Source organism: Stenotrophomonas sp. RIT-551, assembly GCF_026241915.1.
GTDB classification, from domain to species: Bacteria; Pseudomonadota; Gammaproteobacteria; order Xanthomonadales; family Xanthomonadaceae; genus Stenotrophomonas; species Stenotrophomonas bentonitica_A.
In genome coordinates, this window is the sequence record NZ_JAPJIU010000002.1 from 168669 (window position 1) to 193902 (window position 25234).

At 68.1% G+C, this 25234-nt stretch carries 27 protein-coding genes; 16 read left to right on the forward strand and 11 right to left on the reverse strand.

All coding sequences use genetic code 11. The features are described from left to right. Nucleotides 1–71: 71 nt before the first annotated feature. From oxyR to ORK51_RS03450, 3 genes are all read left to right on the forward strand, one after another. Nucleotides 72–1028 carry a DNA-binding transcriptional regulator OxyR gene (gene oxyR, locus ORK51_RS03440; protein WP_266084042.1) on the forward strand — a complete coding sequence of 319 codons (957 nt, stop codon included), beginning with the start codon at nucleotides 72–74 and terminating at the stop codon, nucleotides 1026–1028. 138 nt (nucleotides 1029–1166) lie between these two features. Next, nucleotides 1167–1574, forward strand: a complete 408-nt coding sequence (gene rnk / locus ORK51_RS03445) for a nucleoside diphosphate kinase regulator (RefSeq protein WP_019182413.1) — start codon at nucleotides 1167–1169, stop codon at nucleotides 1572–1574. Between the two features lie 53 nt (nucleotides 1575–1627). Then, a complete protein-coding gene (locus tag ORK51_RS03450) occupies nucleotides 1628–2590 on the forward strand; it encodes a transaldolase (RefSeq protein WP_266084044.1) in 963 nt (320 codons plus the stop codon). Between the two features lie 253 nt (nucleotides 2591–2843). On the opposite strand, the gene msrA is transcribed toward ORK51_RS03450, so the two are convergent. Further along, the gene (gene msrA, locus ORK51_RS03455; RefSeq protein ID WP_070427537.1) at nucleotides 2844–3497 is read right to left on the reverse strand and encodes a peptide-methionine (S)-S-oxide reductase MsrA; all 654 of its coding nucleotides are present in this window, start codon (nucleotides 3495–3497) and stop codon (nucleotides 2844–2846) included. 30 nt (nucleotides 3498–3527) lie between these two features. Next, complete coding sequence (locus ORK51_RS03460) at nucleotides 3528–3794, reverse strand: putative signal transducing protein (protein ID WP_019182416.1); 267 nt, start codon at nucleotides 3792–3794, stop codon at nucleotides 3528–3530. Between the two features lie 350 nt (nucleotides 3795–4144). Between ORK51_RS03460 and ORK51_RS03465 the strand changes: the two genes are divergently transcribed. The 4 genes from ORK51_RS03465 to ORK51_RS03480 all read left to right on the forward strand — a co-directional run bounded on the left by ORK51_RS03465 (nucleotide 4145) and on the right by ORK51_RS03480 (nucleotide 8235). Next, the gene (locus ORK51_RS03465) at nucleotides 4145–5893 is read left to right on the forward strand and encodes a glutamine--tRNA ligase/YqeY domain fusion protein (RefSeq protein WP_266084046.1); all 1749 of its coding nucleotides are present in this window, start codon (nucleotides 4145–4147) and stop codon (nucleotides 5891–5893) included. 201 nt (nucleotides 5894–6094) lie between these two features. Then, nucleotides 6095–6655 (forward strand): nucleoside deaminase, encoded by a 561-nt coding sequence (locus tag ORK51_RS03470; protein ID WP_266084048.1) that lies wholly within the window; start codon nucleotides 6095–6097, stop codon nucleotides 6653–6655. A gap of 24 nt (nucleotides 6656–6679) precedes the next feature. Then, nucleotides 6680–7726, forward strand: coding sequence for a 23S rRNA (cytidine(2498)-2'-O)-methyltransferase RlmM (gene rlmM, locus ORK51_RS03475; RefSeq protein ID WP_070426660.1), 1047 nt, complete (start codon nucleotides 6680–6682; stop codon nucleotides 7724–7726). A gap of 113 nt (nucleotides 7727–7839) precedes the next feature. Continuing rightward, nucleotides 7840–8235 carry an EF-hand domain-containing protein gene (locus ORK51_RS03480; protein WP_266084050.1) on the forward strand — a complete coding sequence of 132 codons (396 nt, stop codon included), beginning with the start codon at nucleotides 7840–7842 and terminating at the stop codon, nucleotides 8233–8235. 9 nt (nucleotides 8236–8244) lie between these two features. Here ORK51_RS03480 and ORK51_RS03485 read toward each other — a convergent pair whose 3' ends face one another. After that, entirely contained in the window at nucleotides 8245–9420 is a 1176-nt protein-coding gene (locus tag ORK51_RS03485) for a UbiH/UbiF family hydroxylase (RefSeq protein ID WP_070426658.1), read from the reverse strand. After that, a complete protein-coding gene (gene ubiH / locus ORK51_RS03490; protein WP_261997690.1) occupies nucleotides 9417–10622 on the reverse strand; it encodes a 2-octaprenyl-6-methoxyphenyl hydroxylase in 1206 nt (401 codons plus the stop codon). Before ubiH ends, ORK51_RS03485 begins: the two co-directional genes overlap by 4 nt. 94 nt (nucleotides 10623–10716) lie before the next feature. On the opposite strand from ubiH, the gene ORK51_RS03495 reads away from it, so the two are divergent. From ORK51_RS03495 to ORK51_RS03535, 9 genes are all read left to right on the forward strand, one after another. Continuing rightward, on the forward strand, nucleotides 10717–11301 hold the full coding sequence (locus tag ORK51_RS03495) for a hypothetical protein (protein WP_070426657.1): 585 nt from the start codon (nucleotides 10717–10719) through the stop codon (nucleotides 11299–11301). 18 nt (nucleotides 11302–11319) lie between these two features. Next, the gene (locus ORK51_RS03500; protein WP_266084055.1) at nucleotides 11320–11874 is read left to right on the forward strand and encodes a cob(I)yrinic acid a,c-diamide adenosyltransferase; all 555 of its coding nucleotides are present in this window, start codon (nucleotides 11320–11322) and stop codon (nucleotides 11872–11874) included. Nucleotides 11875–11908: 34 nt separating this feature from the next. Then, a complete protein-coding gene (locus ORK51_RS03505) occupies nucleotides 11909–12820 on the forward strand; it encodes a histone deacetylase family protein (RefSeq protein WP_019182425.1) in 912 nt (303 codons plus the stop codon). Between the two features lie 116 nt (nucleotides 12821–12936). Then, nucleotides 12937–15390, forward strand: a complete 2454-nt coding sequence (lptD, locus tag ORK51_RS03510) for an LPS-assembly protein LptD (protein WP_261997688.1) — start codon at nucleotides 12937–12939, stop codon at nucleotides 15388–15390. Further along, complete coding sequence (locus tag ORK51_RS03515; RefSeq protein ID WP_019182427.1) at nucleotides 15387–16733, forward strand: peptidylprolyl isomerase; 1347 nt, start codon at nucleotides 15387–15389, stop codon at nucleotides 16731–16733. The genes lptD and ORK51_RS03515 overlap by 4 nt, the downstream gene beginning before the upstream one ends. 3 nt (nucleotides 16734–16736) lie before the next feature. Then, a complete protein-coding gene (gene pdxA, locus ORK51_RS03520; RefSeq protein WP_070426654.1) occupies nucleotides 16737–17717 on the forward strand; it encodes a 4-hydroxythreonine-4-phosphate dehydrogenase PdxA in 981 nt (326 codons plus the stop codon). Continuing rightward, nucleotides 17714–18550: a 16S rRNA (adenine(1518)-N(6)/adenine(1519)-N(6))-dimethyltransferase RsmA gene (gene rsmA, locus ORK51_RS03525; RefSeq protein WP_019182429.1), complete on the forward strand. Its 837-nt coding sequence runs from the start codon at nucleotides 17714–17716 to the stop codon at nucleotides 18548–18550. The genes pdxA and rsmA overlap by 4 nt, the downstream gene beginning before the upstream one ends. 120 nt (nucleotides 18551–18670) lie before the next feature. Further along, nucleotides 18671–19054: a Co2+/Mg2+ efflux protein ApaG gene (apaG, locus tag ORK51_RS03530; RefSeq protein ID WP_046272001.1), complete on the forward strand. Its 384-nt coding sequence runs from the start codon at nucleotides 18671–18673 to the stop codon at nucleotides 19052–19054. A gap of 13 nt (nucleotides 19055–19067) precedes the next feature. Next, nucleotides 19068–20093, forward strand: a complete 1026-nt coding sequence (locus ORK51_RS03535; RefSeq protein WP_266084059.1) for a symmetrical bis(5'-nucleosyl)-tetraphosphatase — start codon at nucleotides 19068–19070, stop codon at nucleotides 20091–20093. 43 nt (nucleotides 20094–20136) lie between these two features. On the opposite strand, the gene ORK51_RS03540 is transcribed toward ORK51_RS03535, so the two are convergent. From ORK51_RS03540 to ORK51_RS03570, 7 genes are all read right to left on the reverse strand, one after another. After that, complete coding sequence (locus ORK51_RS03540) at nucleotides 20137–20628, reverse strand: dihydrofolate reductase (RefSeq protein WP_266084061.1); 492 nt, start codon at nucleotides 20626–20628, stop codon at nucleotides 20137–20139. An 11-nt stretch (nucleotides 20629–20639) separates the two neighbouring features. Then, complete coding sequence (locus ORK51_RS03545) at nucleotides 20640–21434, reverse strand: thymidylate synthase (protein WP_019182433.1); 795 nt, start codon at nucleotides 21432–21434, stop codon at nucleotides 20640–20642. Further along, nucleotides 21431–22321 (reverse strand): prolipoprotein diacylglyceryl transferase, encoded by an 891-nt coding sequence (gene lgt, locus ORK51_RS03550; protein ID WP_070426652.1) that lies wholly within the window; start codon nucleotides 22319–22321, stop codon nucleotides 21431–21433. The genes ORK51_RS03545 and lgt overlap by 4 nt, the downstream gene beginning before the upstream one ends. A gap of 84 nt (nucleotides 22322–22405) precedes the next feature. Beyond that, nucleotides 22406–22894 (reverse strand): TPM domain-containing protein, encoded by a 489-nt coding sequence (locus ORK51_RS03555; RefSeq protein ID WP_070426651.1) that lies wholly within the window; start codon nucleotides 22892–22894, stop codon nucleotides 22406–22408. Further along, nucleotides 22894–23697, reverse strand: coding sequence for a TPM domain-containing protein (locus tag ORK51_RS03560; RefSeq protein ID WP_266084065.1), 804 nt, complete (start codon nucleotides 23695–23697; stop codon nucleotides 22894–22896). The genes ORK51_RS03555 and ORK51_RS03560 overlap by 1 nt, the downstream gene beginning before the upstream one ends. 4 nt (nucleotides 23698–23701) lie before the next feature. Further along, the gene (locus ORK51_RS03565; RefSeq protein WP_019182437.1) at nucleotides 23702–24352 is read right to left on the reverse strand and encodes a LemA family protein; all 651 of its coding nucleotides are present in this window, start codon (nucleotides 24350–24352) and stop codon (nucleotides 23702–23704) included. 94 nt (nucleotides 24353–24446) lie between these two features. After that, entirely contained in the window at nucleotides 24447–25196 is a 750-nt protein-coding gene (locus ORK51_RS03570; RefSeq protein WP_046273668.1) for a TerC family protein, read from the reverse strand. Between the last annotated feature and the right edge of the window lie 38 nt (nucleotides 25197–25234).

Genomic DNA, 25234 nt, shown 5'->3' on the forward strand with positions numbered 1-25234 from the left:
GCCGGGAACCTTGTCTGTCTGCTGGGTAGCCACGCCATCACCCGGTCCATTGCCGCAAGAGGTCCAAGGAAATGAACCTACGTGATTTGAAGTATCTGGTGGCGCTGGCCGACCACCGCCATTTCGGCAAGGCGGCCGCCGCCTGCTTCGTCAGCCAGCCCACCCTGTCCACCCAGATCCGCAAGCTCGAGGACGAGCTGGGGTTGCCGTTGGTGGAACGTGCCCCGCGCAAGGTCATGCTCACCCCGGCCGGGGTGGAAGCGGCCGCGCGCGCGCGCACCATCGTGGCCGAGGTGGAGCAGATGAAGGAAGCCGCACGGCGCAGCCGCGATCCCGAAGCCGGCACCGTCCGGCTCGGCATCTTCCCGACGCTGGGCCCGTATCTGCTGCCGCATGTGATCCCCAACATCCGCGAGCGTTTCCCGCAGCTGGAACTGCTGCTGGTCGAGGAAAAGAGCGATGAGCTGCTGACCCGGCTGCGCGAGGGCAAGCTCGATGCTGCCCTGCTGGCACTGCCGCTGGACGATGACCAGCTGCACGCCGAGTTCCTGTTCGAAGAGCCCTTCCTGCTGGCGGTTTCCCAGCAGCACCCACTGGCCCGCCGCCAGCATCTGGACGTGCAGGAGCTGTCGTCGCAGAAGCTGCTGCTGCTCGAGGATGGGCACTGCCTGCGCGACCAGGCGCTGGCCGTCTGCCGGTTGTTTGGCGCCAACGAGAAATCGGAGTTCCGCGCCACCAGCCTGGAGACGCTGCGGCAGATGGTGGCTGCCGATGTGGGCATCACCCTGCTGCCGACGCTGTCGGTCAAGCCCCCGGTGCCGCGCTCGGACAACATCCGCCTGCTGGACTTCAGCGGCGATGACCGCCCCAGCCGCCGCATCGCGATGGCCTGGCGCCGCAGTTCGGCGATGACCGGGTTACTGGAACAGCTGGCCCAGCAGTTCAAACGGCTGCCGCAGGGCCTGCTCGCGCTGGAGTCCACCGACGTTCCGGGTGCCACGGCCACGCCGCTGCAACGCGCTGGCTGAGCCTGGCTGAACCGGCCGGCGGGGCCGATACGCCGGACGGGTCGCATCCGTCTACGATTGTCAGCACAATAGGACGAGGCGGTGCCAGCAGGCGCCGCCTTTTTGCATGGGTCTTCCACAAACGCAAGGAGCTACACCATGTCCACTTCCAGCGGACTGCCCCCTTCCATCATTGTTTCAAGCCACGACATGGACCGCCTGGACGCCATGCTCGAGTCTCCCGCTGTCAGCCAGACCCCCGCCGGGATCGCCCTGGCCGAAGAACTCAACCGGGCGACCGTTGTGGCGCCGGACCAGGTTCCCGAGGGCACCGTCATGATGCATTCGCGCGTGGAGTGCGAAGATGAGCTGCAGAACGAAAAGCACGTTCTGACGCTGGTCTATCCGCGCGAGGCCGATGTTGAACAGGGCAAGGTATCGATCCTCGCACCGGTGGGCACCGCCCTGCTGGGCCTGTCGATCGGCCAGACCATGGATTGGGTGGCACCGGGCGGCCGCAAGCTGCGCCTGCGGGTGACCGCCGTCCACCACCAGCCCCACGCCTGACCCCGCCTGCTGCGTCGTCGCGCAGGTTCCACCGTTTCGTCCCAGGAGTTGCAATGAGCACCGTTTCGCTGTCCAAACTCTCCCAGCTGCGTGATCTGTCCGTGGTGGTTGCCGATACCGGCGATTACGAGGCGATCAAGCGCTTGAAGCCGGTCGACTGCACGACCAATCCCACCCTGGTGAAGAAAGCGCTGGACCTGCCGGTGTACGCCGATCTCATCGAGAGCGCGCTGGCCTGGGGCCGCGAGCAGGGTGGCGAGCGCGAGGCGGTTGTCCACGCGGTGGCCGATCGCCTGACCGTGGGCGTGGGCACCCTGCTCAGCACCCTGGTGCCGGGCCGGGTCTCGACCGAGGTCGATGCCGACCAGGCGCACGACACCGCCGCGACGGTCGCCAAGGCGCGCCAGTTCATCGCCATGTACGAGGCGGCCGGCGTGCCGCGCAGCAAGGTGCTGATCAAGATCGCAGCAACCTGGGCAGGCGTGGAGGCAGCGCGCCAGCTGCAGGCCGAAGGGATCGACTGCAACCTGACGTTGATCTTCAATCCCACCCAGGCGCTGGCCTGCAGTGAGGCCGGTGCGTTCCTGATTTCGCCGTTCGTGGGCCGCATCCTGGATTGGTATGTGGCCAACGGGCAGGCGCCGGCAAGCATCGATGAAGACCCGGGCGTGGTGTTCGTGCGCGGCGTGTATGCCGAGTTCAAGCGCCGTGGTTCGCCGACGGTGGTGATGGGTGCCTCGTTCCGTTCGACGGCACAGATCGAGGCGCTGGCCGGCTGCGATCGCCTGACGATTTCGCCGGACCTGCTGGAGAAGCTGGACGCCGATCATGGCGAGCTGCCGCGCAAGCTGGTGGCCGGTGCGGCCGAGTCGGTGCAGGTGACACCGATCGATGCGGCGCGCTTCGCGGCGGATCTGGCGGGCGACCCGATGGCGACGGAGAAGCTGGCAAGCGGTATCGATGCGTTCGCCAAGGATCTGGAGGCGTTGCGCCAGACGATCCGCGAGCGCCTGTAAGCGCTGGCCGTTGGCTCGCTATGCAAAAGGCCCCGCACTGCGGGGCCTTTCGTTTTTGGCGCTTGCGGCAACTGCAACTGCAACTGCAACTGCAGCCGCAACCTCTCACTTTCGTCGGGGTTGGCGCGATGTGGGCCTGATTGCTGGACGCGCCGTCGACACATGGCGGGTGCGTCCGGGTGCGCAGCACAGCAGTGAACCCAAGGCCGCCTATTGGACCGGGTAGAGCCGACCGTTGGTCGGCTCTGGGGTATCAGGCACCCACACCGATCGGGCAACTGACGCCGGTGCCACCGATGCCGCAGTAGCCGTTGGGGTTCTTGGCGAGGTACTGCTGGTGGTCATCCTCGGCGTAGTAGTACTCGGGCGCCGGAAAAACGATATCGGTGGTGATCGCGCCGTAGCCGCTGTCGTTCAGGCGCTGCTGGTAGGCATCACGGCTGGCCAGGGCGGCGTCGAGCTGGGCCTGGGTGGTGGCATGGAGCGCGGAGCGGTACTGGGTGCCGGTATCGTTGCCCTGGCGCATGCCCTGGGTGGGATCGTGGCTTTCCCAGAAGACCTGGAGCAGGCGTTCGAGCGGGACGATGGCCGGGTCGTAGACGACCTCGACGATTTCGGTGTGCCCGGTAAGGCCGGAGCAGACTTCTTCGTAGGTCGGGTTCGGGGTGACGCCGCCGGCGTAGCCGACCGAGGTGGAGTAGACGCCGGGGATCGTCCAGAATTTGCGTTCAGCGCCCCAGAAGCAGCCCATGGCGAAGCGGATGCGCTCCAGGCCGGTGAAGCTGTCTTTCAGCGGGTGGCTGTTGACGTAATGCTGGTTGTGCAGCAGTGGCAGCGGGTGCTCGCGGCCCGGCAACGCCTCTTCCGGGCGCGGCAGGCGCTGCTTGAAGGCGCCGATGCCCAACAGACCGTTTCCAATACCCAACATGGCGTTCTCCTAGGCCGGCAACAGGCCGGCGCTTTCGTCTCCATCGAACATGGGGGCGTCCGGGGCCGCGCCCAAGTCCAGCTGGGCGACGATGTCTTCGGCTTCGGGACGGGCCAGGTCGGGAACGCACACGCGCAGGACGCCGAACAACGGGAGTTCGCCCATGCCGCCCAGCAGGGATTCGCCGAAGACGAACGCGGGGATTCCCGCATCCTCCAGGGCGTGCTTGACCAGATGGGCGTCGAACAGGTTGTCGGCCTGGTAGATCACGTGCATGGGCGGGCTCCGGAGGGCATGGGGCCAGCATACGCCCAGGGGCTGAAGGCGTGCCGACCCACGGCGGTCATCTTCCAGGCGCAGCCGGATCCGGTCGTGCCGGCCGCTGGTCGGCTCCCGATATCGCCGGCAATGTGCAGCGCCGGCCAGCGGCCGGCACTACCGACTGCATCTGGCGGAGAAGCCCCCTGAGTCAGGGGGCGGCGCCGAAGGCGCGGGGGTCTGGGTGATGGTGAGATGGGGCCCGCGGTTTGCGCAGCAAAACGTGGGGCGACAGCGCGAATGCGGTGGCGCGTCCCCCGACAGGCTAAACTGTTGGTCTTTCTACCTTTTAACTGCGACCGCGCATCATGTCCGAGTCTACCGCCGCCCCCACCGACGCCCTTCCGGAAACCCAGGAAAAACGGGATTTCATCCGTCAGATCGTCCGTGAGGACCTGGCCGGCGGCAAGCATGCCGAGATCAAGACGCGCTTCCCGCCCGAGCCCAACGGCTACCTGCACATCGGCCACGCCAAGTCGATCTGCCTGAACTTCGGCATCGCCGGCGAGTTCAACGGGGTGTGCAACCTGCGCTTCGACGATACCAACCCGGCCAAGGAAGACCCGGAGTACGTGGCCGCGATCCAGGACGATGTGCGCTGGCTGGGCTTTGAGTGGAACGAGCTGCGCCATGCCTCGGATTATTTCGATGCGTACTACCTGGCCGCCGAAAAGCTGATCCGCGACGGCAAGGCCTACGTGTGCGACCTCTCGGCCGAGGAAGTGCGTGCCTACCGCGGCACCCTGACCGAGCCGGGTCGCCCGTCGCCGTTCCGCGACCGCAGCGTCGAGGAAAACCTGGACCTGTTCCGCCGCATGCGCGCGGGCGAGTTCCCGGATGGTGCGCGCACCGTACGGGCCAAGATCGACATGGCCAGCGGCAACATCAACCTGCGCGACCCGGCCCTGTACCGGATCAAGCACGTTGAACACCAGAACACCGGCAATGCATGGCCGATCTACCCGATGTACGACTTCGCGCATGCACTGGGCGATTCCATCGAGGGCATCACCCACTCGCTGTGCACGCTGGAGTTCGAAGACCACCGCCCGCTGTACGACTGGTGCGTGGACAACGTCGATTTCGCCCATAACGACGCGCTGACCCAGCCGCTGGTCGATCGCGGCCTGCCGCGTGAGGCGGCCAAGCCGCGCCAGATCGAGTTCTCGCGTTTGAACATCAACTACACGGTGATGAGCAAGCGCAAGCTGATGGCGCTGGTCACCGAGCAGCTGGTGGATGGCTGGGAAGACCCGCGCATGCCGACCCTGCAGGGCCTGCGTCGCCGTGGCTATACCCCGGCGGCGATGCGCCTGTTCGCCGAGCGTGTGGGCATCAGCAAGCAGAATTCGCTGATCGATTTCAGCGTGCTCGAAGGCGCGCTGCGCGAAGACCTCGACAGCGCCGCCGCGCGCCGCATGGCGGTGGTCGATCCGGTCAAGCTGGTGCTGACCAACCTGCCCGATGGCCACGAAGAAACCCTGACCTTCTCCAACCATCCCAAGGATGAGGCCTTCGGTACCCGCGAGGTGCCGTTCGCCCGCGAGCTGTGGATCGAGCGCGAGGATTTCGCCGAGGTTCCGCCCAAGGGATGGAAGCGCCTGGTGCCGGGTGGCGAAGTGCGCCTGCGCGGTGCCGGCATCATCCGCTGCGATGAGGTGATCAAGGACGCCGACGGCACCATCACCGAACTGCGCGGCTGGCTGGATCCGGAATCGCGCCCGGGCATGGAAGGCGCCAACCGCAAGGTCAAGGGCACCATCCATTGGGTCAGCGCCGTGCATGCGGTGCCGGCCGAGATCCGCCTGTACGACCGTCTGTTCTCGGTGCCGAACCCGGACGACGAAACCGACGGCAAGACCTACCGCGATTACCTCAATCCGGACTCGCGCCGCACCGTCACAGGCTATGTCGAGCCGGCCGCGGCCAGCGCCGCGCCGGAACAGTCGTTCCAGTTCGAGCGGACCGGCTACTTCGTGGCCGACCGCCGCGACCACACCGCCGCCAAGCCGGTGTTCAACCGCAGCGTGACCCTGCGCGATACCTGGTCGGCGTAAGCTGCACCCGGCCGGTGCCAGGCACCGGCCACCGCGTGACCCCGGCGCGGCCCTGCATCGGCAGGGCCTGCGCTCCAGATTCCCTGCGACCGGCGCGCCCCGCGCCGGCGTGCGCGTGGCCGCGTTCAGCGCGGGCACGGCATCCCCGGGCGCGGCCCGATACACTGCCGCTGCTCCATCTTTGAAGAGGTTCATGTCCCGATGCTGTACGCGCAAGTCCATCTCACCCTGCCCGCCTGGATCCACGACCAGATCGATCTGGGCCGTGTCTATCCCGAGGACGCCGACAAGGTCGCGCTGGCGATTGAACTGTCGCGCCTGAATGTCGAGGCACAGAGCGGCGGCCCGTTCGGCGCCGTGGTGTTTGGGCCGGATCATCGCGTGATCGCCGCCGGCGTGAACCGCGTGGTGCCGCATACGACCTCGCTGGCGCATGCCGAAAACATGGCCTACATGCTGGCCCAGCAGCGCCTGCAGACCCCGCGCCTGAACGATGTGCTGTCACCGATCACCCTGGCCACCTCCTCGCAGCCGTGCTGCCAGTGCTACGGCGCCACCATCTGGGCCGGCATCGATCGGCTGCTGATCGGTGCCAGCGCACAGGACGTGGAAGAACTGACCCCCTTCGATGAAGGCCCGCTGCCGGCGGACTGGATCGGCGAACTCAACAAGCGTGGCATCGAGGTCGCGCGCGACATCGAGCGCGACGCCGCGCGCGCGGTGCTGCGCCAGTACGGAGAGATCAACGGTGCCCATTACTGATATCCGCGCTTCGGGCGCGATGCGATGAGCGGCCTGCTGTGTCTGTGCCGCCAGGGGTTTGAACCGGAACTGGCCGCCGAGCTGTCCGAACGCGCCGCCTATGCCAACGTGGCCGGCTATGCGCGCACCCAGCGCAATGACGGTTACGTGGTGTTCGTCACCGACGAAGGTGCGGCGCTGTCCAAGGCCCTGTCCTGGCGCTCGCTGATCTTCGCCCGGCAGAAGCTGCAGGTGCTGGCCGAGCTGCCGCAGCTCGATGCTGCCGACCGCATCACCCCGATCCTCGCCGCCCTGCAGGGGCAGCAACGCTTCGGCGACATGTGGGTCGAACATCCGGACTCGGACGAAGGCAAGCCGCTGGCTGGCCTGGCCCGCGCGTTCGGCAATGCGCTGCGCCCGGCGCTGCGCAAGGCCGGCCTGCTGACCGACAAGCCGAACACCGGCCTGCCGCGCCTGCACATCGTGTTCGTGGATGGCCGTCATGCCTTCGTGTGCGTGGCCGACACCCGCGACAGCGCGCCCTGGCCGCTGGGCATTCCACGCCTGAAGCTGCTGCCCGACGCGCCCTCGCGCTCGGCGCTGAAGCTCGATGAAGCCCTGCTCACCCTGATGACGCCCGAAGAGCGCGAACTGCTGGTCAAGCCGGGCATGCGCGCGGCCGACCTGGGCGCTGCACCGGGCGGCTGGACCTGGGTATTGACCCGCCAGCACCTGAAGGTGATCAGCGTGGACAACGGCCCGCTGCGCGAGCACGTGCTGGAGACCGGGCTGGTTGAGCATCTGCGCGCCGATGGCTTCCATTGGCAACCGGAGACCCCGCTGGACTGGATGGTCTGCGACATGGTCGAACAGCCCCGCCGCGTGGCCGAACGCATGGCCACCTGGTTCCGCGAGGGCTGGTGCAAGCATGCGATCTTCAACCTCAAGCTGCCGATGAAAAAGCGCTGGGATGAAACCCGCATGTGCCTGGAGCTGTTCCAGGAACAGGCCGGCAAGCCGCTGCATCTACGCGCCAAGCAGCTGTACCACGACCGCGAAGAAATCACGGTGCTGGCCTCGCCACTGCGCTGAACCACGCGCACCGCCGGTAGAGCCGGGCCATGCCCGGCTGGCCGCGCAACGCGCGGCAATGATCGAAGCACGCGCCGCCCCCCCGGCGTCCCTACGTCACGAACGGAGATTCCATGCGACGCCGATCCCGCCTCATCCTGCTGCTGACGCTGCTGCCCACGCTCGCCCTGGCCCAGGTCCGCCCGCCGTCACCGGCGATCAGCGAACCGCTGCGCGAGATCCCCGCGAGCGTGCGCGCACAGCCGCTCTCGCAGGGCGAGGTGACCCATCAGGTGACGCTGGCCGCGCCGGCCGGCGAAGCTGCGGTAACGGTGCGTTCGGTGCAGCCGGTGAGCGTGGTCGGTCAGTACCGGATCGCGTTCGCGGCGCTGGATGTCGACGGCGACGGCTTCATCAGCCGTACCGAAGCGCAGGCCAACCCGACCCTGGCCGATGAGTTCAACGCGCTGGACGTGAAGCGGCGCGGCAAGCTGGACCGCGCCGACCTGGCCGGCTGGCTGATCGACTGAGCGCGCGGGTCACAGCCCCGCGGCGCGCTTCCAGAACATCGACACCAGCGGCGGCAGCTTGCCGGCGCAGCCCAGCGCGCGCCCGCGCGCCAGGGTCAGGTGCATTTCATCGTTGGAGAACACCGTATTGATCGCATCGAAGCTGTACGCAGCGACGGTGTTCTCGCTGCGGCGCTCGCGCGCCCAGCGCTGCAGGCGGTGCGGTGACATCCAGTCCTGGCGGCGCTGCTGTGCGGCCAGCACCATTGCCCGCAACGCAGCCACATCACGCAGGCCGAGATTGACGCCCTGCCCGGCCAGCGGGTGCACCACGTGGGCCGCATCCCCCAGCGCGAGCACGCGGCCGGCCACGTAACCGGTCGCCAGCTGTCGGCGCAGCGGGAAAGCCGCGCGCCTGGAGGCCAGCGTCATCGCGCCGAGGCGGCCGGCAAAGGCATTGGTCAGCTCGCGACCGAACGCCGCATCATCCAGCGCCAGCACGCGCTCGGCCTCGGCGTCGGGCAGGGTCCACACGATCGAGCTGCGGTGCGTGCCGATCGGCAGCACCGCCAGCGGGCCGGTCACCAGGAAGCGCTGCCACGCCGTGGCTTCGTTGGCCTTTTCGGTATCCACGTAGGCGACCACGCCACGCTGGCCGTACTCCTGGCGCGTGACCTCCAGCCCGGCCAGCCGGCGCAGGGTGGATTCGGCCCCGTCGGCGGCAATCGCCAGCGACGCCTCGAGCCTGCGGCCGTCATCCAGGCGCAGGCGCACCCCGTTGGCGTCCTGCTCCAGGGCTTCCACCCGCGCCGGGCAGCACAGCTGCACGCCGGCCGCGGGCAGCGCCGCCCACAGGCGGTCCACCAGCAGATCGTTCTCCACGATCCAGCCCAGTTGTTCACGGCCGAGCGTGTCGGCATCGAAGCGCAGTTCATCGCCACCGGCCGCATCCCAGACCCGCATCCGGCGGTAGGCACACGCCCGCGCCGTGCTCACCGCCGGCCACACGCCGAGCGCGGCCAGCAGCTGCGCATTGTCCGGCGCGAACGCATACACGCGCAGGTCCGGCTGCTGCGGTTGCCATGCGGCGGGCTCGCGGCCTTCGACCAGCGTCACCGTCAATCCGGCCTCGGCCAAGGCCAGGGCGCAGGCCGCACCGACCACGCCGCCGCCGACCACCACCACGTCCTGCGGGCGCCGGCTCACAGGCCGGCTCCGCGGCACAGCGCCGGCACCTGACCGCGGAAGCCCATCGCGCCACCCACCAGCATCGACTGCATCGGCGTCGCCTGTGCCGCCAGCAGGCCGAGCGACCGCAGCGGCCGCATCAGCGGCGCCGGGTTGCTGGTCAGGCGCGCCAGCCCACCGGAGAAGGCGATGGTCTGCTCGCGGTCCTCCAGACGCCGTGCCACGTGTTCGCGCAGCAGCGCATCGCTGCCGGCATCGTCGGCGTCGGCCACGAGTTCGGCCAGAGTCAGCGCATCGCGCAGGCCCAGGTTGAAGCCCTGTGCGCCCAGCGGATGGATGGTCTGCGCGGCATTGCCCAGCAGGACCGTGCGCTCACCGACCAGCGCGCGCGACAGCACCTGGATCAAGGGGTACGCGCTGCGTGGCCCACTCTCCAGCAGGCGGCCGGCACGCCAGCCGATGGCCCCCTGCAGCCGGCTCACCCAGGCGGCATCGTCCAGCGCCATCACCGCCTCGGCCTGGTCGCGGGCAACGCCGTGCACCGCACCGAAGTGGCGGTCGCCACGCGGCAGCAACGCGGTCGGGCCGGTGTCGGTGAAACGCTCGTACGCGGTGCCGTCCGGCGCCCGGGCGGCGCGCACCCGCGAAACGAACAGGGTCTGCTCGAAATCATGCTCGTCCACCTCGATCCCCAGCGCCTCGCGCACCCCGCTGCGGGTGCCGTCGGCACCGACCACCAGGCGCGCCAGCAGGCAGCGCTCACCGCTGTCATCGGCGATGAAGACCTGGCGATACCCGTCCACCGTGGCACCCAGGCGCACGAACCGGGCCGGGCGATAGCGGGTAAGGTGGGCCAGCATGTCCAGCCGCGCCTCCAGCGCCTGGCCGAAATCGCGGGCGACCACGACCTGGCCGAACCACGGGCGCTGGTACTGCGCGGCCGCCATCTGCACCCGACCGAAATCGCCTGCGCGGCTGACATGGATGCGGGTGATCGGGCCGGGCGCAGTAGCCAGCTTCTGCATCACGCCCAGTGCGGTCAGCGCGTTGACCGTGGCGGCCGCGAAGCTGAGGTTGCGCTGGTCGAACACTGCCGGCAGCGTGCCCAGCGGCGAAGCCTCGACCAGACCGACATCACGGCCGGCACGGTCCAGGGCGATGGCCAGGCTGGCACCGACCAGCCCGCCGCCTACGATCACTACATCATGTCGTTCACTCATGCCCGCCATGATAAGGGTTCGCCCGTTCGGGCGGCGTGCGGCGGGGTGCCGCAGCAGGCGCTAGAATGAATGCCTGCCCCCACCCGTCACCGCCATGACCTCCACTGCCCACCGCGCCTTCGTCCTGTCCGTGCTCGTGCTGCTGATGGCGGCCACGCGGGTCAACCATTTCGCGGCGATTCCAGATGCGTCCTGGGCGGTGTTCTTCATCGGCGGCTTCTACCTGCGCGCGTGGACCCGCGGCGCGTTTCCGCTGCTGATGGCGGTGGCGGTACTGGTGGACTGGATCGTCATCCGCCGCAGCGGCCTGGACTTCTGGCAGCACTACTGCGTGTCACCGGGCTACTGGATGCTGCTGCCGGCCTATTTCGCCATGTGGGGCGGCGGCATGCTCCTGCGCGCCGGCTATCACGGCGCCAGCTGGGCCGCACTGGGCAAGGGCGCGCTGCTGCTGGTCGCGGCGGTGGCGGTCTGCCACCTGTTCGCCCAGGGCGGTTTCTACTGGACCAGCGACAACGTCGCCACGCCCACCTTCAGCGGCTGGGCGAAGAACTACGGCGACTGGTTCCTGCCCTACCTGCGTACCGCCGCGGTCTACGTCGGTCTGGCCGCCGCCCTGCAGCTGGCGACCGAACAGGTCGGCAAGCTGCTGCAGGCGCGCCGCGACGTGCTGCGCTGACCGCGGCCGGAGGCGACCGTGGGCAACCGCTTGTCCCGCATCTATACGCGCACCGGTGACGACGGCAGCACCGGCCTGGGCGATGGCAGCCGCGTAGCCAAGGACGACGCCCGGGTGGCCGCCTACGGCACCGTCGATGAAGCCAACTCGGCGCTGGGCGTGCTGCTTGCGGTGCCGCTGCCGGCCGATGTGCGCACCCTGCTGACGGTGATCCAGCACCAGCTGTTCGATCTGGGCGGCGAGCTGTGCGTCCCCGGCCATGCCGCCATCCACGCGGCCGACATCCAGGCCCTGGAGCAGCAGCTGGATCACTACAACGCCGATCTGCCGGTGCTCAAGGAGTTCATCCTGCCCGCCGGTGGCGAAGCCGCTGCGCGCTGCCACCTGGCCCGCACCATCGTGCGCCGCGCCGAGCGCGAGACCGTCACCCTGGCGCGCCGGGAGACGGTCCGCCCGGAAGCGCTGCATTACCTCAACCGCCTGTCGGACCTGCTGTTCGTGCTCGCGCGCGTACTGGCCCGTGCCGACGGCCACGGCGAGGTGCTCTGGCGCCACGAGCGCCGCCACGCCTGAGCGGCCCCGCCGCCCCACCGGATATCCTGCCCGCATGCTGGTTTTCACCCACCCCGCCTGTCTGCAACACGATCCCGGCCGCGGCCATCCCGAATGCCCGGCGCGCCTGCAGGGGGTACTCGATGCGCTGAAGGCGGCCTATCCGGACCAGCTGGACTGGCGCGAAGCACCGCCCGCCAAGCTCGGCGAGCTGGCCCGGGTCCACGACAGCGAACTGATCGACCTGGTGCTCAAGCCGCAGACCGAGCCGTTGCGCCTGATCGACATGGACACCATGACCTCGCCCGGCTCGGCCAGCGCGGCCCTGCATGCAGCCGGTGCCGGCGTCGCCGCGGTGGATGCGGTGATGCTCGGCGACGACCCGGTCGCCTTCTGCGCGGTGCGCCCGCCCGGCCACCACGCCAGCGCCAGCACCGCCATGGGCTTCTGTCTGTTCAACAACATCGCCATCGCCGCGGCCTACGCGCGTGACCGCTATGGGCTGGAGCGGATCGCCATCGTCGATTTCGACGTGCACCACGGCAACGGCACCCAGGACATCTTCATCGCCGATCCCGGCGTGGCCTACTACAGCACCCACCAGGCCGGGCTGTTCCCCAACTCCGGCCTGCGCCGCGACCGCGGGGCCGGCAACCTGATGAACATCCTGCTGCCGCCGGGCAGCGGCGGCTTCCGCTTCCGCAACACCTGGGCCGACGAGATGCTGCCGGCCATCGATGATTTCCGCCCGCAACTGCTGCTGATCTCGGCCGGCTTCGATGCGCACATGCGCGATCCGCAGGCCGACCTGATGCTGGAAACCGAGGATTTCGCCTGGATCACCACCGAGCTGCGCGGCCTGGCCCGGCGCCACGGGGCCGGCCGGATCGTCTCCATGCTCGAGGGCGGTTACGACCTGCAGGCCCTGGCCGAGTGCAGCGTGGCCCACGTCGGCCAGCTGCGCTGAGCCGCGCGGGGCCGCCCGGCGAATGAACCCGGCCCCCTGCCTGGGCCGGGCCTTCATTGCCCCTATGCAAGGGATGGGGCAAGCTACGATCCGTTTTCGTCCGAATCCGATACCGCGTGCGCCGAGCCCTCCGCCTGCTGCCCCTCCCCCTCAGTATCGCCATCTGCCTGCCGGCCCTGGCCGACGACAAGCCGGTGAACTGGGGCCTGTGCCCGGTGACCGACGTGCTGCCCGTGTTCGACGACGCGCCCAAGGCCGACAAAGCCGCGGCCGCGACGCGTGACCAGCAGCCGACGGACATCGAAGGCGACCAACTGACCGGTACCTCCGTGGTGCCCAACTACCAGGGCAATGTCGCGCTCAAGCGCGGCGACCAGTTCCTGGGCACCGACAACCTGAGCTTCGATACCGAAAGCGGCAACTACATCGCCGAGGGCAATGTCCGTTACCAGGACTCCTCGATCCGGATGAAGGCCCGTCGCGCCGAGGGCAACCAGGAAAGCGACACCCACAAGATCAGCGATATCCAGTATCAGCTGGTGTCCCGCCGCGGCAATGGCGGCGCCGAGTCGATCGACCTGCAGGGTGCGGTCGGCCAGATGCACCGCTCCACCTACACCACCTGCGATCCCTCGCAGCCGGTATGGAAGCTGTCGGCACCGCAGATCGAGGTCGATAACGACGCCGGTTTCGGCACCGCACGCAACGCGGTGCTGCGGATCGGCAAGGTGCCGGTGCTGTGGGCGCCCTACTTCAAGTTCCCGATCGATGATCGCCGCCAGACCGGCCTCCTCTATCCGCAGGTTGGCCTGTCCGGGCGCAACGGCTTCGATTACACCCAGCCGATCTATCTGAACCTGGCGCCGAACTTCGACGACACCCTGATGCCGCGCTACATGAGCAAGCGCGGCTTCATGCTCGACAACGAATTCCGCTACCTCTACGACGGTGGCCGCGGCGAACTGCTGACCGCCTACCTGCCCAACGACAAGCTGCGCGACAAGGATCGCGGCCGCGTGGAGTTCAGCGGGTATCACAACATCAACGCCAACTGGCAGGCCCGTGCCAGCCTGGCCTGGGTCAGCGATGAGCGCTATCTGGAGGATTTCTCCAACCGGCTGCTCGGCGTGACCACCTCCAACCTGCAGAGCCAGATCGGCATCTACGGCACCGGCGAGAACTGGACCGGCGGGCTGATGGCCGATTACTGGCAGCTCACCGATTACACCCTGACCGAAGCGTCCCTGCCCTACGCCCGCCAGCCGCGCCTGTTCGTCAACTGGGACAAGCCGCTGCTGCCCTGGCTGGAAACCGGCGTGTACGCCGAAGCCGTCAACTTCACGCACCTGGATGTGCATGAGAAGTTCGGCGCCGACCAGGAGTACGAGCGCACCGGCGTGTCACGCAGCATGGACGGCGGCTCGCGCCTGGACGTGAAGCCGTATGTGTCCATGCCCTTCAGTGGCGCGGCCTGGTACGTCACCCCGACCCTGGCCTACCGCTACACCGGGTACGACCTGGAGCGCGGCCTGGCCGACGACATCCGCCGGCAGAACCTGATCGCCGCCGGTATCGATCCGGCCACCGCGACCCCGGACCAGCTACGCGGCAATACTTCGCCAAGCCGCAGCCTGCCGATCGGCACCATCGACGCCGGCCTGTTCTTCGATCGCGAGACCAAAATCGGCGATACCCGCTTCCTGCATACCCTGGAACCGCGCCTGTTCTACCTGCGCACGCCGTACCGCGACCAGAGCGATCTGCCGGTGTTCGATACGCGTGACTTCACCTTCAGCTGGGGCCAGCTGTTCCGCGATTCGCGCTATTCCGGCGCCGATCGGCAGAACGATGCCAACCAGCTGACCATGGCGGTGAGCACCCGTTTCATCGACCAGGACACCGGTAAGGAGCGCTTCTCCGGCAGCATCGGCCAGATCCTGTATTTCGATGATTCACGGGTCACGCTCAACAGCAGTGAAACCCCGGTCGAGCAGGGCAAGTCGGCCTGGATCGCCGATACGAACTACATGATCAACGACCGCTGGACGCTGGGCGCCACCTACCAGTGGGACCCCAAGTACAAGCGTGAGGACCTGGCCAGCGTGCGCGCGCGCTACCTGATGTCCAACGACGGCATCGTCAATCTGACCTACCGCAGCCGTTTGAATCCGCAGGCCTCGACCACGGCGACCCGCCGCGACCGGACCCTGCTGGAGCAGGCCGACCTGTCCTTCCTGTACCCGCTCAATGAGCGCTGGAGCCTGGTCGGCCGCTATTACTACTCCATCCAGGACCGCGCCCCGCTGGAAATCATCGGCGGTGTGCAGTGGGACAGCTGCTGCCTGGCCGTTCGCGCCATCGCCCGCCGCTACGTGCGCAACCGCGAGGGTGAACTCAACAACTCCTTCCAGATCGAGTTCGTGCTCAAGGGCCTGAGCTCCATCGGCCAGAACACGGACCGCACCTTGCGCCGTGCTATTCTCGGCTACTACCGAGACGACCTCTATCTGGTGCCGCCCAGCAACACCGGTGCAGCCCGCGACGACTACGATCCGAATCAGATCCCATGACCAAGACCCTTCCCGTACTCCTCGCCTCCCTGCTGGCGGTCTCCTCCGCGACGGCCCCGTTGCAGGTGCTGGCCCAGCAGAGTCAGCCGCTGGACCGCATCGCGGCGATCGTCGATGAGGACGTCGTGCTGCAGAGCGAACTGGACCGTGCCGTCCAGAACATCAAGGCGCAGTACGCCGGTCGCGAAAACCAGCTGCCGCCCGATGATGTGCTCAGCCGCCAGGTGCTGGAGCGTCTGGTCCTGGTCAAGCTGCAGGTGGCGCGTGCCGAGAGCAGCGGCATCAAGGTCAGCGACCAGGAACTGAACCAGGCCATCAACGCCATCGCCCAGCAGAACGGCTCCACCCTGGATGCCCTGCGCCAGCGTCTGGCCAGCGACGGTCTGGATTTCAACGATTTCCGCAATTCGGTGCGTGACGAGATCACCGTCCAGCGCCTGCGCCAGAGCTTCGCGCAGAGCCGCATCACCGTCAGCGAAGGCGAAGTGGATGGCGCGCTCAAGCAGCAGGCCACCGTGGGCACCCAGTACCACCTGGCCCACATCCTGATCGGCCTGCCCGAAGGTGCCACCGCCGAGCAGATCACTACCGGCCAGAAGAAGGCCGATGGCGTCAAGGCACTGCTGGACAAGGGTGAGATCGACTTCAACGCCGCGGCGGTCCGTTATTCGGACAGCCCGAACGCGCTGGAAGGCGGCGACCTGGGCTGGCGTTCGCTGGATGAGATCCCCAATGCCTTCGCGCAGATGATGAAGGAAATGAAGACCGGCGACGTGGTCGGTCCGTTGCGTGGCCCCAGCGGCTTCCAGCTGCTGAAGCTGGTGGAGGTGCGTGATGCCAGCGCGGCCGCCGCCGGCGGTCACACCATCACCGAGTACCACGCCCGTCACATCCTGGTCCGCATCACCGACCAGCAGGACAACGCCGCGGCCAAGGCCAAGATCGATACGCTGCGCGCCCGCATCGCCGGTGGCGCCGAGTTCGACGCGGTCGCCAAGGAATCCTCGGAAGACAACAACAGCAAGGGCCAGGGCGGCGATCTGGGCTGGTTCCCGGTCGATGCATTCGGCCCGGACTTCGGCAAGCAGGTCGAAGGCGTGGCCGACGGCGGCGTGAGCCAGCCGTTCCGCACCGATGCCGGCTGGCATATCGTCCAGCGCGTTGCCACGCGCCAGACCGATGCCACCACCGACAACCAGCGCGCCCAGATCCGTGAAACGATCGGCCGCCGCAAGCTGGAGGAAGAGTACAACCGCTTCCTGCAGGAACTGCGTGGCGAAGCCTACGTGGACATGCGCGGCTATGCGCCGGGTGCCGCGGCGACCACGCCGCCGCAGTCCTGATCCATGCTCCCGCAGCTCGCGCTGGTACCGGGCGAGCCGGCGGGGATCGGCCCGGAGCTCTGCCTCCGCCTGATCCAGCAGCCGCGCGCCGATTGCCGGCTGCTGGCCTTCGCCGACCCGGATACCCTGCACGCCGCCGCCGCGGCGCTGTCGCTGCCGCTGCAGCTCCTGCCTGAAGACGCGATCGCCCGCCAGCCGGGCGATCTGCCGTTGCGGGTGGTGCCCAATGCGGTGCCATCCCGTTTCGGCACTCCCGACCCGGCCAATGCCGGCGCGGTGATCGGCGCCCTGCGCCAGGCCGGCCAGGCCTGCCTGACCGGTGAGCTGGCGGGCGTGGTCACCGGCCCGGTGCACAAGGCGGTCATCAATGAAGGCGGCATCGCCTACAGCGGCACCACCGAACTGCTGGCGGACCAGGCCCGCACCCCGGTGGTGATGATGCTGGCCAACCAGATCGTGCGGGTCGCCCTGGCGACCACCCACCTGCCGCTGCGCTCGGTCGCCGATGCGATCACCGCGGAGAGCCTGGCCCTGACCCTGCAGATCGTCCACGACGCCCTGCAGCGCGATTTCGGCCTGCCCTCGCCGCGCATCGCCGTGCTCGGGCTCAACCCGCATGCCGGCGAAGACGGCCATCTGGGCCGCGAAGAGCTGGACCTGATCATCCCGCTGCTGGAGCGCCTGCGCGCCCGGGGCATGGACCTGGTCGGCCCGCTGCCGGCCGATACCGCGTTCCTGCCGGCCAAGCTGGCCGGTTTCGACACGGTGCTGGCCATGTACCACGACCAGGGCCTGCCGGTGCTCAAGTACAGCGGCTTCGAGCAGGCCGTCAACATCACCCTGGGCCTGCCCTACCCGCGCGTCGCGGTCGACCACGGCACCGCCCTGGACCTGGCCGGCCGCGGCATCGCCGACCCCTCCAGCCTCCTCGCTGCCACCGCGCTGTGTGCCCGGCTGGCGCGCCAACGTACACTGGTGCCATGACTTCTTCGTATTCCTCCTCCGGCGCGCCCGGTTTCTCCGGCCCCGCCAAGAAGCAGCTCGGCCAGCACTTCCTCGCCGACCGCAGCTACATCGACAAGATCGTCCTGGCGGTCAACCCGAAGGACGGCGACCGCCTGGTCGAAATCGGCCCCGGCCAGGGCGCCATCACCCTGCCACTGCTGCGCCGCCACCCGAAACTGACCGTGATCGAGTTCGATCGCGACCTGGTCGGGCCACTGGCCGCCGCCGCCGAACCGCTGGGTGAGATGACCATCATCCACCGCGACGTGCTGCAGGTGGATTTCACCGAGCTGGCCGCCGGCAGTCCGATCCGCCTGGTCGGCAACCTGCCCTACAACATCTCCTCGCCGATCCTGTTCCATGCGCTGGACCACGCGGCGGTGATCACCGACATGCACTTCATGCTGCAGAAGGAAGTGGTCGACCGCATGGCCGCCGATCCGGGCAGCAAGGTCTACGGCCGGCTGAGCGTGATGCTGCAGGCGTTCTGCAAGGTGACCTCGCTGTTCGTGGTGCCGCCGGGTGCGTTCCGGCCGCCGCCGAAGGTCGATTCGGCCGTGGTGCGGCTGGTCCCGCGCGATCCGGCCACGGTCGGCATCCTGGACCGCAAGCGATTTGCCCACGTGGTAAAGGCCGCCTTCGGGCAGCGCCGCAAGACGCTGCGCAATGCACTGCAGAACGTCTGCACGCCCGAGCAGTTCGAAGCAGCCGGGGTGCGCAGCGATGCCCGTGCCGAGCAGCTGGACGTGGCGCAGTTCATCGCGCTGGCGAACGTGCCGTACACCGACGGTGACGACGCCGCGCAGGGATGAGCGCCTCGCCCGCGGCCCCCGGGCGCCGCGCGCACGTGGAACCGCCTGACCTTCATGACGGGGCGCTGCCAGCCGGGCAGCACTCATCTCATCGTGCACAACTTTTACTACACTGCCTGCATGAACGACGCTGCAAATTACGCGATCTCCGTCGAGGTCGCCCCCCGCTTCCTCGATGACCAGTCCACGCCGGAGGACGGGCGCTACGCGTTCGCCTACACGATCCGCATCCTCAACCAGGGGCGCGTCGCCGCACGCCTGGTGGCCCGCCACTGGCGGATCACCGATGCCAATGGCCGCACCGAGCGGGTCGACGGCGACGGGGTGATCGGCGAGCAGCCGCGGCTGCGCCCCGGTGAAGACTTCCGTTACACCTCCGGTGTCATGCTGGAGACCGAGCACGGCACGATGCAGGGGCACTACGACATGGTGGCCGATGACGGCACCGAGTTCGCCGCCCCCATCGCGCCGTTCGTCCTGACCGTTCCGCGCACACTGCACTGATGGAGGCGCACGCATGAGTGTCTGGGCCATCGGCGACCTGCAGGGCTGCTACGACGTCACCCAGCGGTTGCTGGAAAAGATCAACTTCGACCCCGCGGTCGACAAGCTGTGGTTCTGCGGTGACCTGGTCAACCGCGGTGGGCAGTCGCTGGAAACCCTGCGCCTGGTCCATTCGCTGCGCCAGAGCAGCGTGATCGTGCTGGGCAACCATGACCTGTCGCTGCTCGCGGTCGGTGCACGCACCGAGGAAGAGCAGCGCAAGGTCAACCCGGACCTGCTGCGCATCGTGCAGGCCGAGGACCGCGACGAGCTGCTGGAATGGCTGCGCATGCAGAAGCTGGCCCATGTGGACCGTGAGCTGGGCTGGATGATGATCCACGCCGGCCTGGCCCCGAAATGGAGCACCCAGCTGGCCGAGAAGCACGCCCGCGAGGTCGAGCAGCAGCTGCATGGCAGCGGCTACCGCAAGCTGTTCCGCAACATGTACGGCGACAAGCCGAGCTGGTCGCCCGGCCTGGCCGGCTACGACCGCTCCCGCGCGATCATCAATCTGTTCACCCGCATGCGCTACTGCACGCCGCGTGGCCGGATCGGGATCGAGGACAAAGGCACGCCGGGTACGCAGGAACAGGGGCTGTATCCCTGGTTCGAAGTGCCGGGCCGCGCCGAGCGCGATCTGAAGATCGTCTGCGGGCACTGGTCCGCCCTGGGCCTGACCATCACCCAGGGCGTGCACGCCATCGATACCGGCGCGGTCTGGGGGGGCAAGCTCACCGCCCTGCAGCTGGATACGGACGAGCTGCGCGTGGTGCAGGTGCCGGGCCGCGACGTGCCCAAGCCGGTCTCCGCGCCGCGTCCGCCGGCACGCCGGCCGGCCGCCGAAGGCACGCCGCCGAACGGGCGCCCGCCGCGGCAGGGCCAAGGCCAGGGGCGCGACCGTGGCCGGGGCGGCCAAGGTCGCCAAGGTGGCGGCACCAAGCCCGCACAAAGCACACAACCGCAGCCGCAGCACAGCGACGTCACCAGCGACGCGGAGTGATCCGCAGGCCGGTCAACACGACCGGCCTGACTTCACCGCCGGCTCAGGCGCGGCGGTAATCCACGAAATCGAATGCGAATGCGTGCCGCTCATCGGCCGCGTGGTGCTCGCGCGCCACTTCCACCCATAGCGCTGGATCGACGGCAGGGAAATGGGTATCAGCCGGCACGGTGGTGTCCACCCAGGTCAGGTGCAGATCGGTGGCCTGGTCCATGGCCAGGCGATAGATTTCGCCGCCACCAATGACGCACAACTCTTGTGCCCCCGCATCGCCTGCAGCCTGCAGCGCCTGCTCGATCGAAGCCACCGCCTGCATGCCCTCGAACGGCACCTGGCCACTGCGGGTCAGCACCAGGTTCAGGCGGCCCGGCAGGGCGCGACCGAGCGACTGCGCGGTCCTGCGCCCCATCAGGATCGGCTTGCCGACGGTCAGCGCCTTGAAGCGCTTGAGATCGTCCGGCAGCTTCCACGGCAGGTCATTGTCACGACCGATACCGTGCCCGGTGTCGAGCGCAGCGATCAGCGAGAGCTTCATGCGCGGGCCACTCACACCGCCACCGGCGCCTTGATCGCCGGATGCGGATCGTAGCCATCAATGCGGATGTCCTCGAACTGGAACCCGAACAGATCGGTCACCTCGGGGTTCAGCCAGAGCGTCGGCAGCGCGCGCGGCTCGCGGGCGAGCTGTTCGCGGGCCTGCTCGACATGGTTCGAGTACAGGTGCGCATCGCCCAGGGTGTGCACGAAATCGCCGACGCCCAGCCCGGTGGCCTGCGCCACCATGTGGGTCAGCAGCGCGTAGCTGGCGATGTTGAACGGCACGCCCAGGAAGATGTCGCCGCTGCGCTGGTAGAGCTGGCAGCTGAGCTTGCCGTCCACCACATAGAACTGGAACAGGTTGTGGCACGGCATCAACGCCATCTGCGACAGCTCGCCCACGTTCCAGGCACTGACCACCAGCCGGCGCGAATCGGGGTTGCGCTTGATCTCGTCCACCAGCCACTGCATCTGGTCGATCGCCCCGCCATCGGCAGTGCCCCAGCTGCGCCACTGCTTGCCGTAGATCGGGCCGAGGTCGCCGTTGGCATCGGCCCATTCGTCCCAGATCCGCACCTGGTGGTCCTTCAGGTACCCGATGTTGGTATCGCCCTTCAGGAACCACAGCAGCTCATGGATGATCGAGCGCAGGTGCAGTTTCTTGGTGGTGACCAGCGGGAAGCCGTCATTGAGGTTGAAGCGCATCTGCCAGCCGAACACGCTGCGCGTGCCGGTGCCGGTGCGGTCGGATTTTTCCGTGCCGTGCTCCAGCACGTGCTCGAGCAGCGCCAGGTAGGCCTTCATGCCTTGGCTCCTGCCGGGGCGACCGGCACCACCGGCTGCAGCACCGGCGCGCGACGCGACAGCGCCAGCAGGACCAGGCCGAAGGCGACCAGCGGCAGGCTGAGCAGCTGGCCACGGGTGAACCAGTCGAAGGCGAGGTAGACGCCGTTGTCGGGCATGCGCACGAACTCCACTGCGAAGCGGAAGATGCCGTACATCAGCGCGAACAGGCCGGCGATCACGTAGCGGTGGCGCGGCTTGGCCGAGACCGCCCACAGCACCACGAACATCACCAGGCCTTCCAGCAGCGCTTCATACAGCTGCGAAGGATGGCGCGCGTACTGGTTGAGCGCGCCGGTGGCGAACTCGGCCTTGAGCGTGGCCAGGTCCAGCCCGTTCAACGGCGCGGGCAGGCCGCTCGGGAACACCACGCCCCAGGTGCCGTCGGTGTACTTGCCCCACAACTCGGCACCGATGAAGTTGCCGATGCGGCCGAAGCCCAGGCCCAGCGGCACCAGCGGGGACATGAAATCGAGGGTGTCGAACAGGTGCAGGCGGTGCTTGCGCGACCACCACCACGAGGCGAACAGCACGCCGAGCAGGCCGCCATGGAAGCTCATGCCGCCGTCCCACACTTTGAACAACAGCAGCGGGTTGTGCAGGAATTCGGCGGTCGCGTAGAACAGCATGTAGCCCACGCGGCCACCGACAACCACGCCGAGCATCGCGTAGAACAGCAGGTCGGAGAAGCCGTTGGCATCGACCCCGGGCAGGCGACCGGCGGCGATCCGCTTGCGCCCCAGCCACCAGGCAGCGGTGAAGCCGAGCAGGTACATGATGCCGTACCAATGCACCTTGATCGGCCCGAGCGAGATGGCGATGGGGTCGATGTCGTGGAAATAGATCATGAAGGGCGCCTTGCAGGGATGCAGATATTCTAGCGCCGCCCGGGAGCGGCCTCGCGGCGGCCCCGACCGTGCGATTGCCAGGCTTCAGCCCAGGATCTGCGGCGTGTCCGGCAGGCCGTCATCCTGTGACCCCGGAAGGGGCGGATAGTGCCCGGCCAGCAGGTCCGACACCTCTTCGATCGCCAGCAGTACGCCCGCCTGCAGGGCGCCCTCACGCAGCCGCTGCTGCATGTGCGCGCAGATCGCCTGCCACTGCGCCTCGCCGATGCGCCCGCGCAGGCCGCGGTCAGCGACCAGCTCGATGGCATGGTCGGCCAGCAGCAGGTAGATCAGTACACCATTGTTGTGTTCAGTATCCCAGGTGCGCAGTTGGGCGAAGGCATGTTCGGCGCGCTGTTGGGGCGTGACGCCCTGCCACAACGCGGCCAGCGGCAGATCCGCTTCCACCGCGAACATCACCTGGCCACCGTGGCGCCGCTCGCCGGCGCTGATCGCATCGGTGATCGCCTGCAGATGTGCCGGTGGGAAGGCGCGCCGCACCGAAGGAGAAAACACGTGCCGGAGCCAGCGCATCACCAGCCTCCCGAGGCGCCACCGCCACCCCAGCCGCCACTGCGCGCGAACACGCCGCCGCGACCGGCCGACGTCAGGCCGACCAGCAGGCCCACCACGGCGGCCGCGCCACTGGCGACCACCAGCGAGGTGAACAGGAACGCGGCCACCCCGGCCCCGGCACCGCTGGCCAGCGCGCGCAGCGGTCGCGGCAGCCAGCCCAGGATGCCGCGCAGGAACAGGCCGGCAAACAGGCCAATGCCCAGCGCCATCGTCCAGTTGCCCCCCGCCGGGGCGTCCTGGGCGCGATGCGTGCTGACCGGCGCGGGCAAGGCCTCGCCGTCGATCAGCTTGACCAGCGCGGCGCTGGCATCGGTGAGGCCACCGGCGTAGTCGTTGCTGCGGAACCGCGGGGCCAGGTATTCCTGGATCACCCGGTTGGCGATCGCATCCGGAATCGCGCCTTCCAGGCCGTAGCCCGGCTCGATGCGGACCCGGCGGTCATCCTTGGCCACCACCAGCAGCACGCCGTCGTCCACGCCCTTGCGGCCGATGGACCACTGCTCGAACACACGCTGGGTGTACTGCTCGATGGTTTCCGGCGCGGTGCTCGGCACCATCAGGATCTGCAGCTGGCTGCCCTTGCGCTGCTGCAGCGCCAGCGCCTGCGCCTCCAGCGCCTGGATCTGCGCCGCGTCCAATGTGCCGGTGGTATCCACCACCGGCGAGGACATCGGGGGGATCGCCGCCTGGGTCTGCGCCCAGGCAGGCAGCGCCAGCGCCAGGCAGAGCAGCAGCAGGCAACGCAGCAGGCGCGTGGTCACGGGCTCAGTTCGCCGGCTGTGGCTGCTGCTGCGGGGCCTGCGGCTGCGGCGCGGGCGCGGGGGCCGGTTGCTGCGAACCGAACTTGACCGCCGGCGGCTGCGAGATCTGCGCTTCGTTCTCCACCGTGAAGTTCGGCTTGGTCGCATAGCCGAACAGCTTGGCGGTGATCACCTGCGGGAACTGGCGGATGTAGGTGTTGTAGTCCTGCACCATCTGGATATAGCGGCCGCGCGCCACGGTGATCCGGTTCTCGGTGCCTTCCAGCTGCGCCTGCAGATCGCGGAAACCCTGGTCGGACTTCAGGTTCGGGTAATTCTCGGTGACCACCAGCAGGCGTGACAGCGCACCGCTCAACTCACCCTGGGCCTGCTGGAACTGCTTGAGGGAGTCGGCATCGTCGGCGTTGACGTTGACCTGCCCCACGCGTGCACGGGCGTTGGTGACATCGGTCAGGACCTGGCGTTCCTGGTTGGCATAGCCTTCCACGGTCTGCACCAGGTTGGGGATCAGATCGGCGCGGCGCTTGTACTGATTGAGCACCTCGGCCCAGCCCGCCTTGACCTGCTCATCCTTCTGCTGGATGGCGTTGTAGCCGCAACCGGACAACAGGGAGGCCAGCACGGCCAGGCACAACAAACGGGAGAACGATCGCATGGCCGGCTCCGGATCTCGATGAACGGGATCCGGAGCATGCCATGTTCCGGGTAAAGCGGATGTGGGTATCGACCAAAGGTCGGCACCTACCCCCTTACCAGTTGCCGGCACCCGGCACGTTGTGCGCCACGGCGCGGCGGCGCATCAGCAGGTTCAGCCATTCCACCAGCACCGAGAAGCCCATCGCGGCATAGATGTAGGGCTTGGGCACGTGCACGCCCAGGCCATCCAGGATCAGCACCACGCCGATCAGCAGGATGAAGGCCAGGGCCAGCATCTTCACGGTCGGGTTGGCGTCGATGAAGCGGCCCAGCGGGTTGGCGGCCAGCAGCATGACGGCCACCGACAGCAGAATCGCGGCGACCATCACCGGGATGTGATCGGCGATGCCGACGGCGGTGATCACCGAGTCCAGCGAGAACACGATGTCGATCACGGCGATCTGCGCGATCACCATGCCGAACACGGCCGAGGCCTTGGTGGTGGTCGGGTCTTCGTCTTCGCCGCCGGTGATCAGCTCGCGGATCTCCATGGTGCCCTTGATGATCAGGAACAGGCCACCGAGGATCAGCACCAGATCGCGGATGGAGATGCCCATGCCGGCGATGGTGAACAGGTTGGCTTCCATGTGGGCCAGGTAGGCCAGCGAGACCAGCAGCAGGATGCGGGTGATGCAGGCCACCGCGATGCCGAGTTTGCGCGCGAACGGGCGGCGCGCTTCGGGCAGCTTGCTCACCGCGATCGAGATGAAGACCAGGTTGTCGATGCCCAGCACGATTTCCAGCGCGCTCAGCGTGAACAGGGTCAACCAGACATTGGGGTCGGACAACAACTCAAGGAACATGGACTTCCATCCTTACAGGGGGGATGACGCGGCAGGAC

Excerpts from the sequence above, each read along its gene's own strand:
- lgt (WP_070426652.1), bottom strand. The coding sequence starts at position 22,321 with ATGATCTATTTCCACGACATCGACCCCATCGCCATCTCGCTCGGGCCG.
- apaG (WP_046272001.1), top strand. The coding sequence starts at position 18,671 with ATGAACGACGCTGCAAATTACGCGATCTCCGTCGAGGTCGCCCCCCGC.
- ORK51_RS03545 (WP_019182433.1), bottom strand. The coding sequence starts at position 21,434 with ATGAAGGCCTACCTGGCGCTGCTCGAGCACGTGCTGGAGCACGGCACG.
- ORK51_RS03515 (WP_019182427.1), top strand. The coding sequence starts at position 15,387 with ATGACCAAGACCCTTCCCGTACTCCTCGCCTCCCTGCTGGCGGTCTCC.
- ORK51_RS03565 (WP_019182437.1), bottom strand. The coding sequence starts at position 24,352 with ATGCGATCGTTCTCCCGTTTGTTGTGCCTGGCCGTGCTGGCCTCCCTG.
- oxyR (WP_266084042.1), top strand. The coding sequence starts at position 72 with ATGAACCTACGTGATTTGAAGTATCTGGTGGCGCTGGCCGACCACCGC.
- ORK51_RS03505 (WP_019182425.1), top strand. The coding sequence starts at position 11,909 with ATGCTGGTTTTCACCCACCCCGCCTGTCTGCAACACGATCCCGGCCGC.
- pdxA (WP_070426654.1), top strand. The coding sequence starts at position 16,737 with ATGCTCCCGCAGCTCGCGCTGGTACCGGGCGAGCCGGCGGGGATCGGC.
- ORK51_RS03480 (WP_266084050.1), top strand. The coding sequence starts at position 7,840 with ATGCGACGCCGATCCCGCCTCATCCTGCTGCTGACGCTGCTGCCCACG.
- ORK51_RS03495 (WP_070426657.1), top strand. The coding sequence starts at position 10,717 with ATGACCTCCACTGCCCACCGCGCCTTCGTCCTGTCCGTGCTCGTGCTG.
- ORK51_RS03555 (WP_070426651.1), bottom strand. The coding sequence starts at position 22,894 with ATGCGCTGGCTCCGGCACGTGTTTTCTCCTTCGGTGCGGCGCGCCTTC.
- rlmM (WP_070426660.1), top strand. The coding sequence starts at position 6,680 with ATGAGCGGCCTGCTGTGTCTGTGCCGCCAGGGGTTTGAACCGGAACTG.
- ORK51_RS03535 (WP_266084059.1), top strand. The coding sequence starts at position 19,068 with ATGAGTGTCTGGGCCATCGGCGACCTGCAGGGCTGCTACGACGTCACC.
- ubiH (WP_261997690.1), bottom strand. The coding sequence starts at position 10,622 with ATGAGTGAACGACATGATGTAGTGATCGTAGGCGGCGGGCTGGTCGGT.
- rnk (WP_019182413.1), top strand. The coding sequence starts at position 1,167 with ATGTCCACTTCCAGCGGACTGCCCCCTTCCATCATTGTTTCAAGCCAC.
- ORK51_RS03470 (WP_266084048.1), top strand. The coding sequence starts at position 6,095 with ATGCTGTACGCGCAAGTCCATCTCACCCTGCCCGCCTGGATCCACGAC.
- ORK51_RS03465 (WP_266084046.1), top strand. The coding sequence starts at position 4,145 with ATGTCCGAGTCTACCGCCGCCCCCACCGACGCCCTTCCGGAAACCCAG.
- ORK51_RS03450 (WP_266084044.1), top strand. The coding sequence starts at position 1,628 with ATGAGCACCGTTTCGCTGTCCAAACTCTCCCAGCTGCGTGATCTGTCC.
- ORK51_RS03460 (WP_019182416.1), bottom strand. The coding sequence starts at position 3,794 with ATGCACGTGATCTACCAGGCCGACAACCTGTTCGACGCCCATCTGGTC.
- ORK51_RS03540 (WP_266084061.1), bottom strand. The coding sequence starts at position 20,628 with ATGAAGCTCTCGCTGATCGCTGCGCTCGACACCGGGCACGGTATCGGT.
- ORK51_RS03570 (WP_046273668.1), bottom strand. The coding sequence starts at position 25,196 with ATGTTCCTTGAGTTGTTGTCCGACCCCAATGTCTGGTTGACCCTGTTC.
- rsmA (WP_019182429.1), top strand. The coding sequence starts at position 17,714 with ATGACTTCTTCGTATTCCTCCTCCGGCGCGCCCGGTTTCTCCGGCCCC.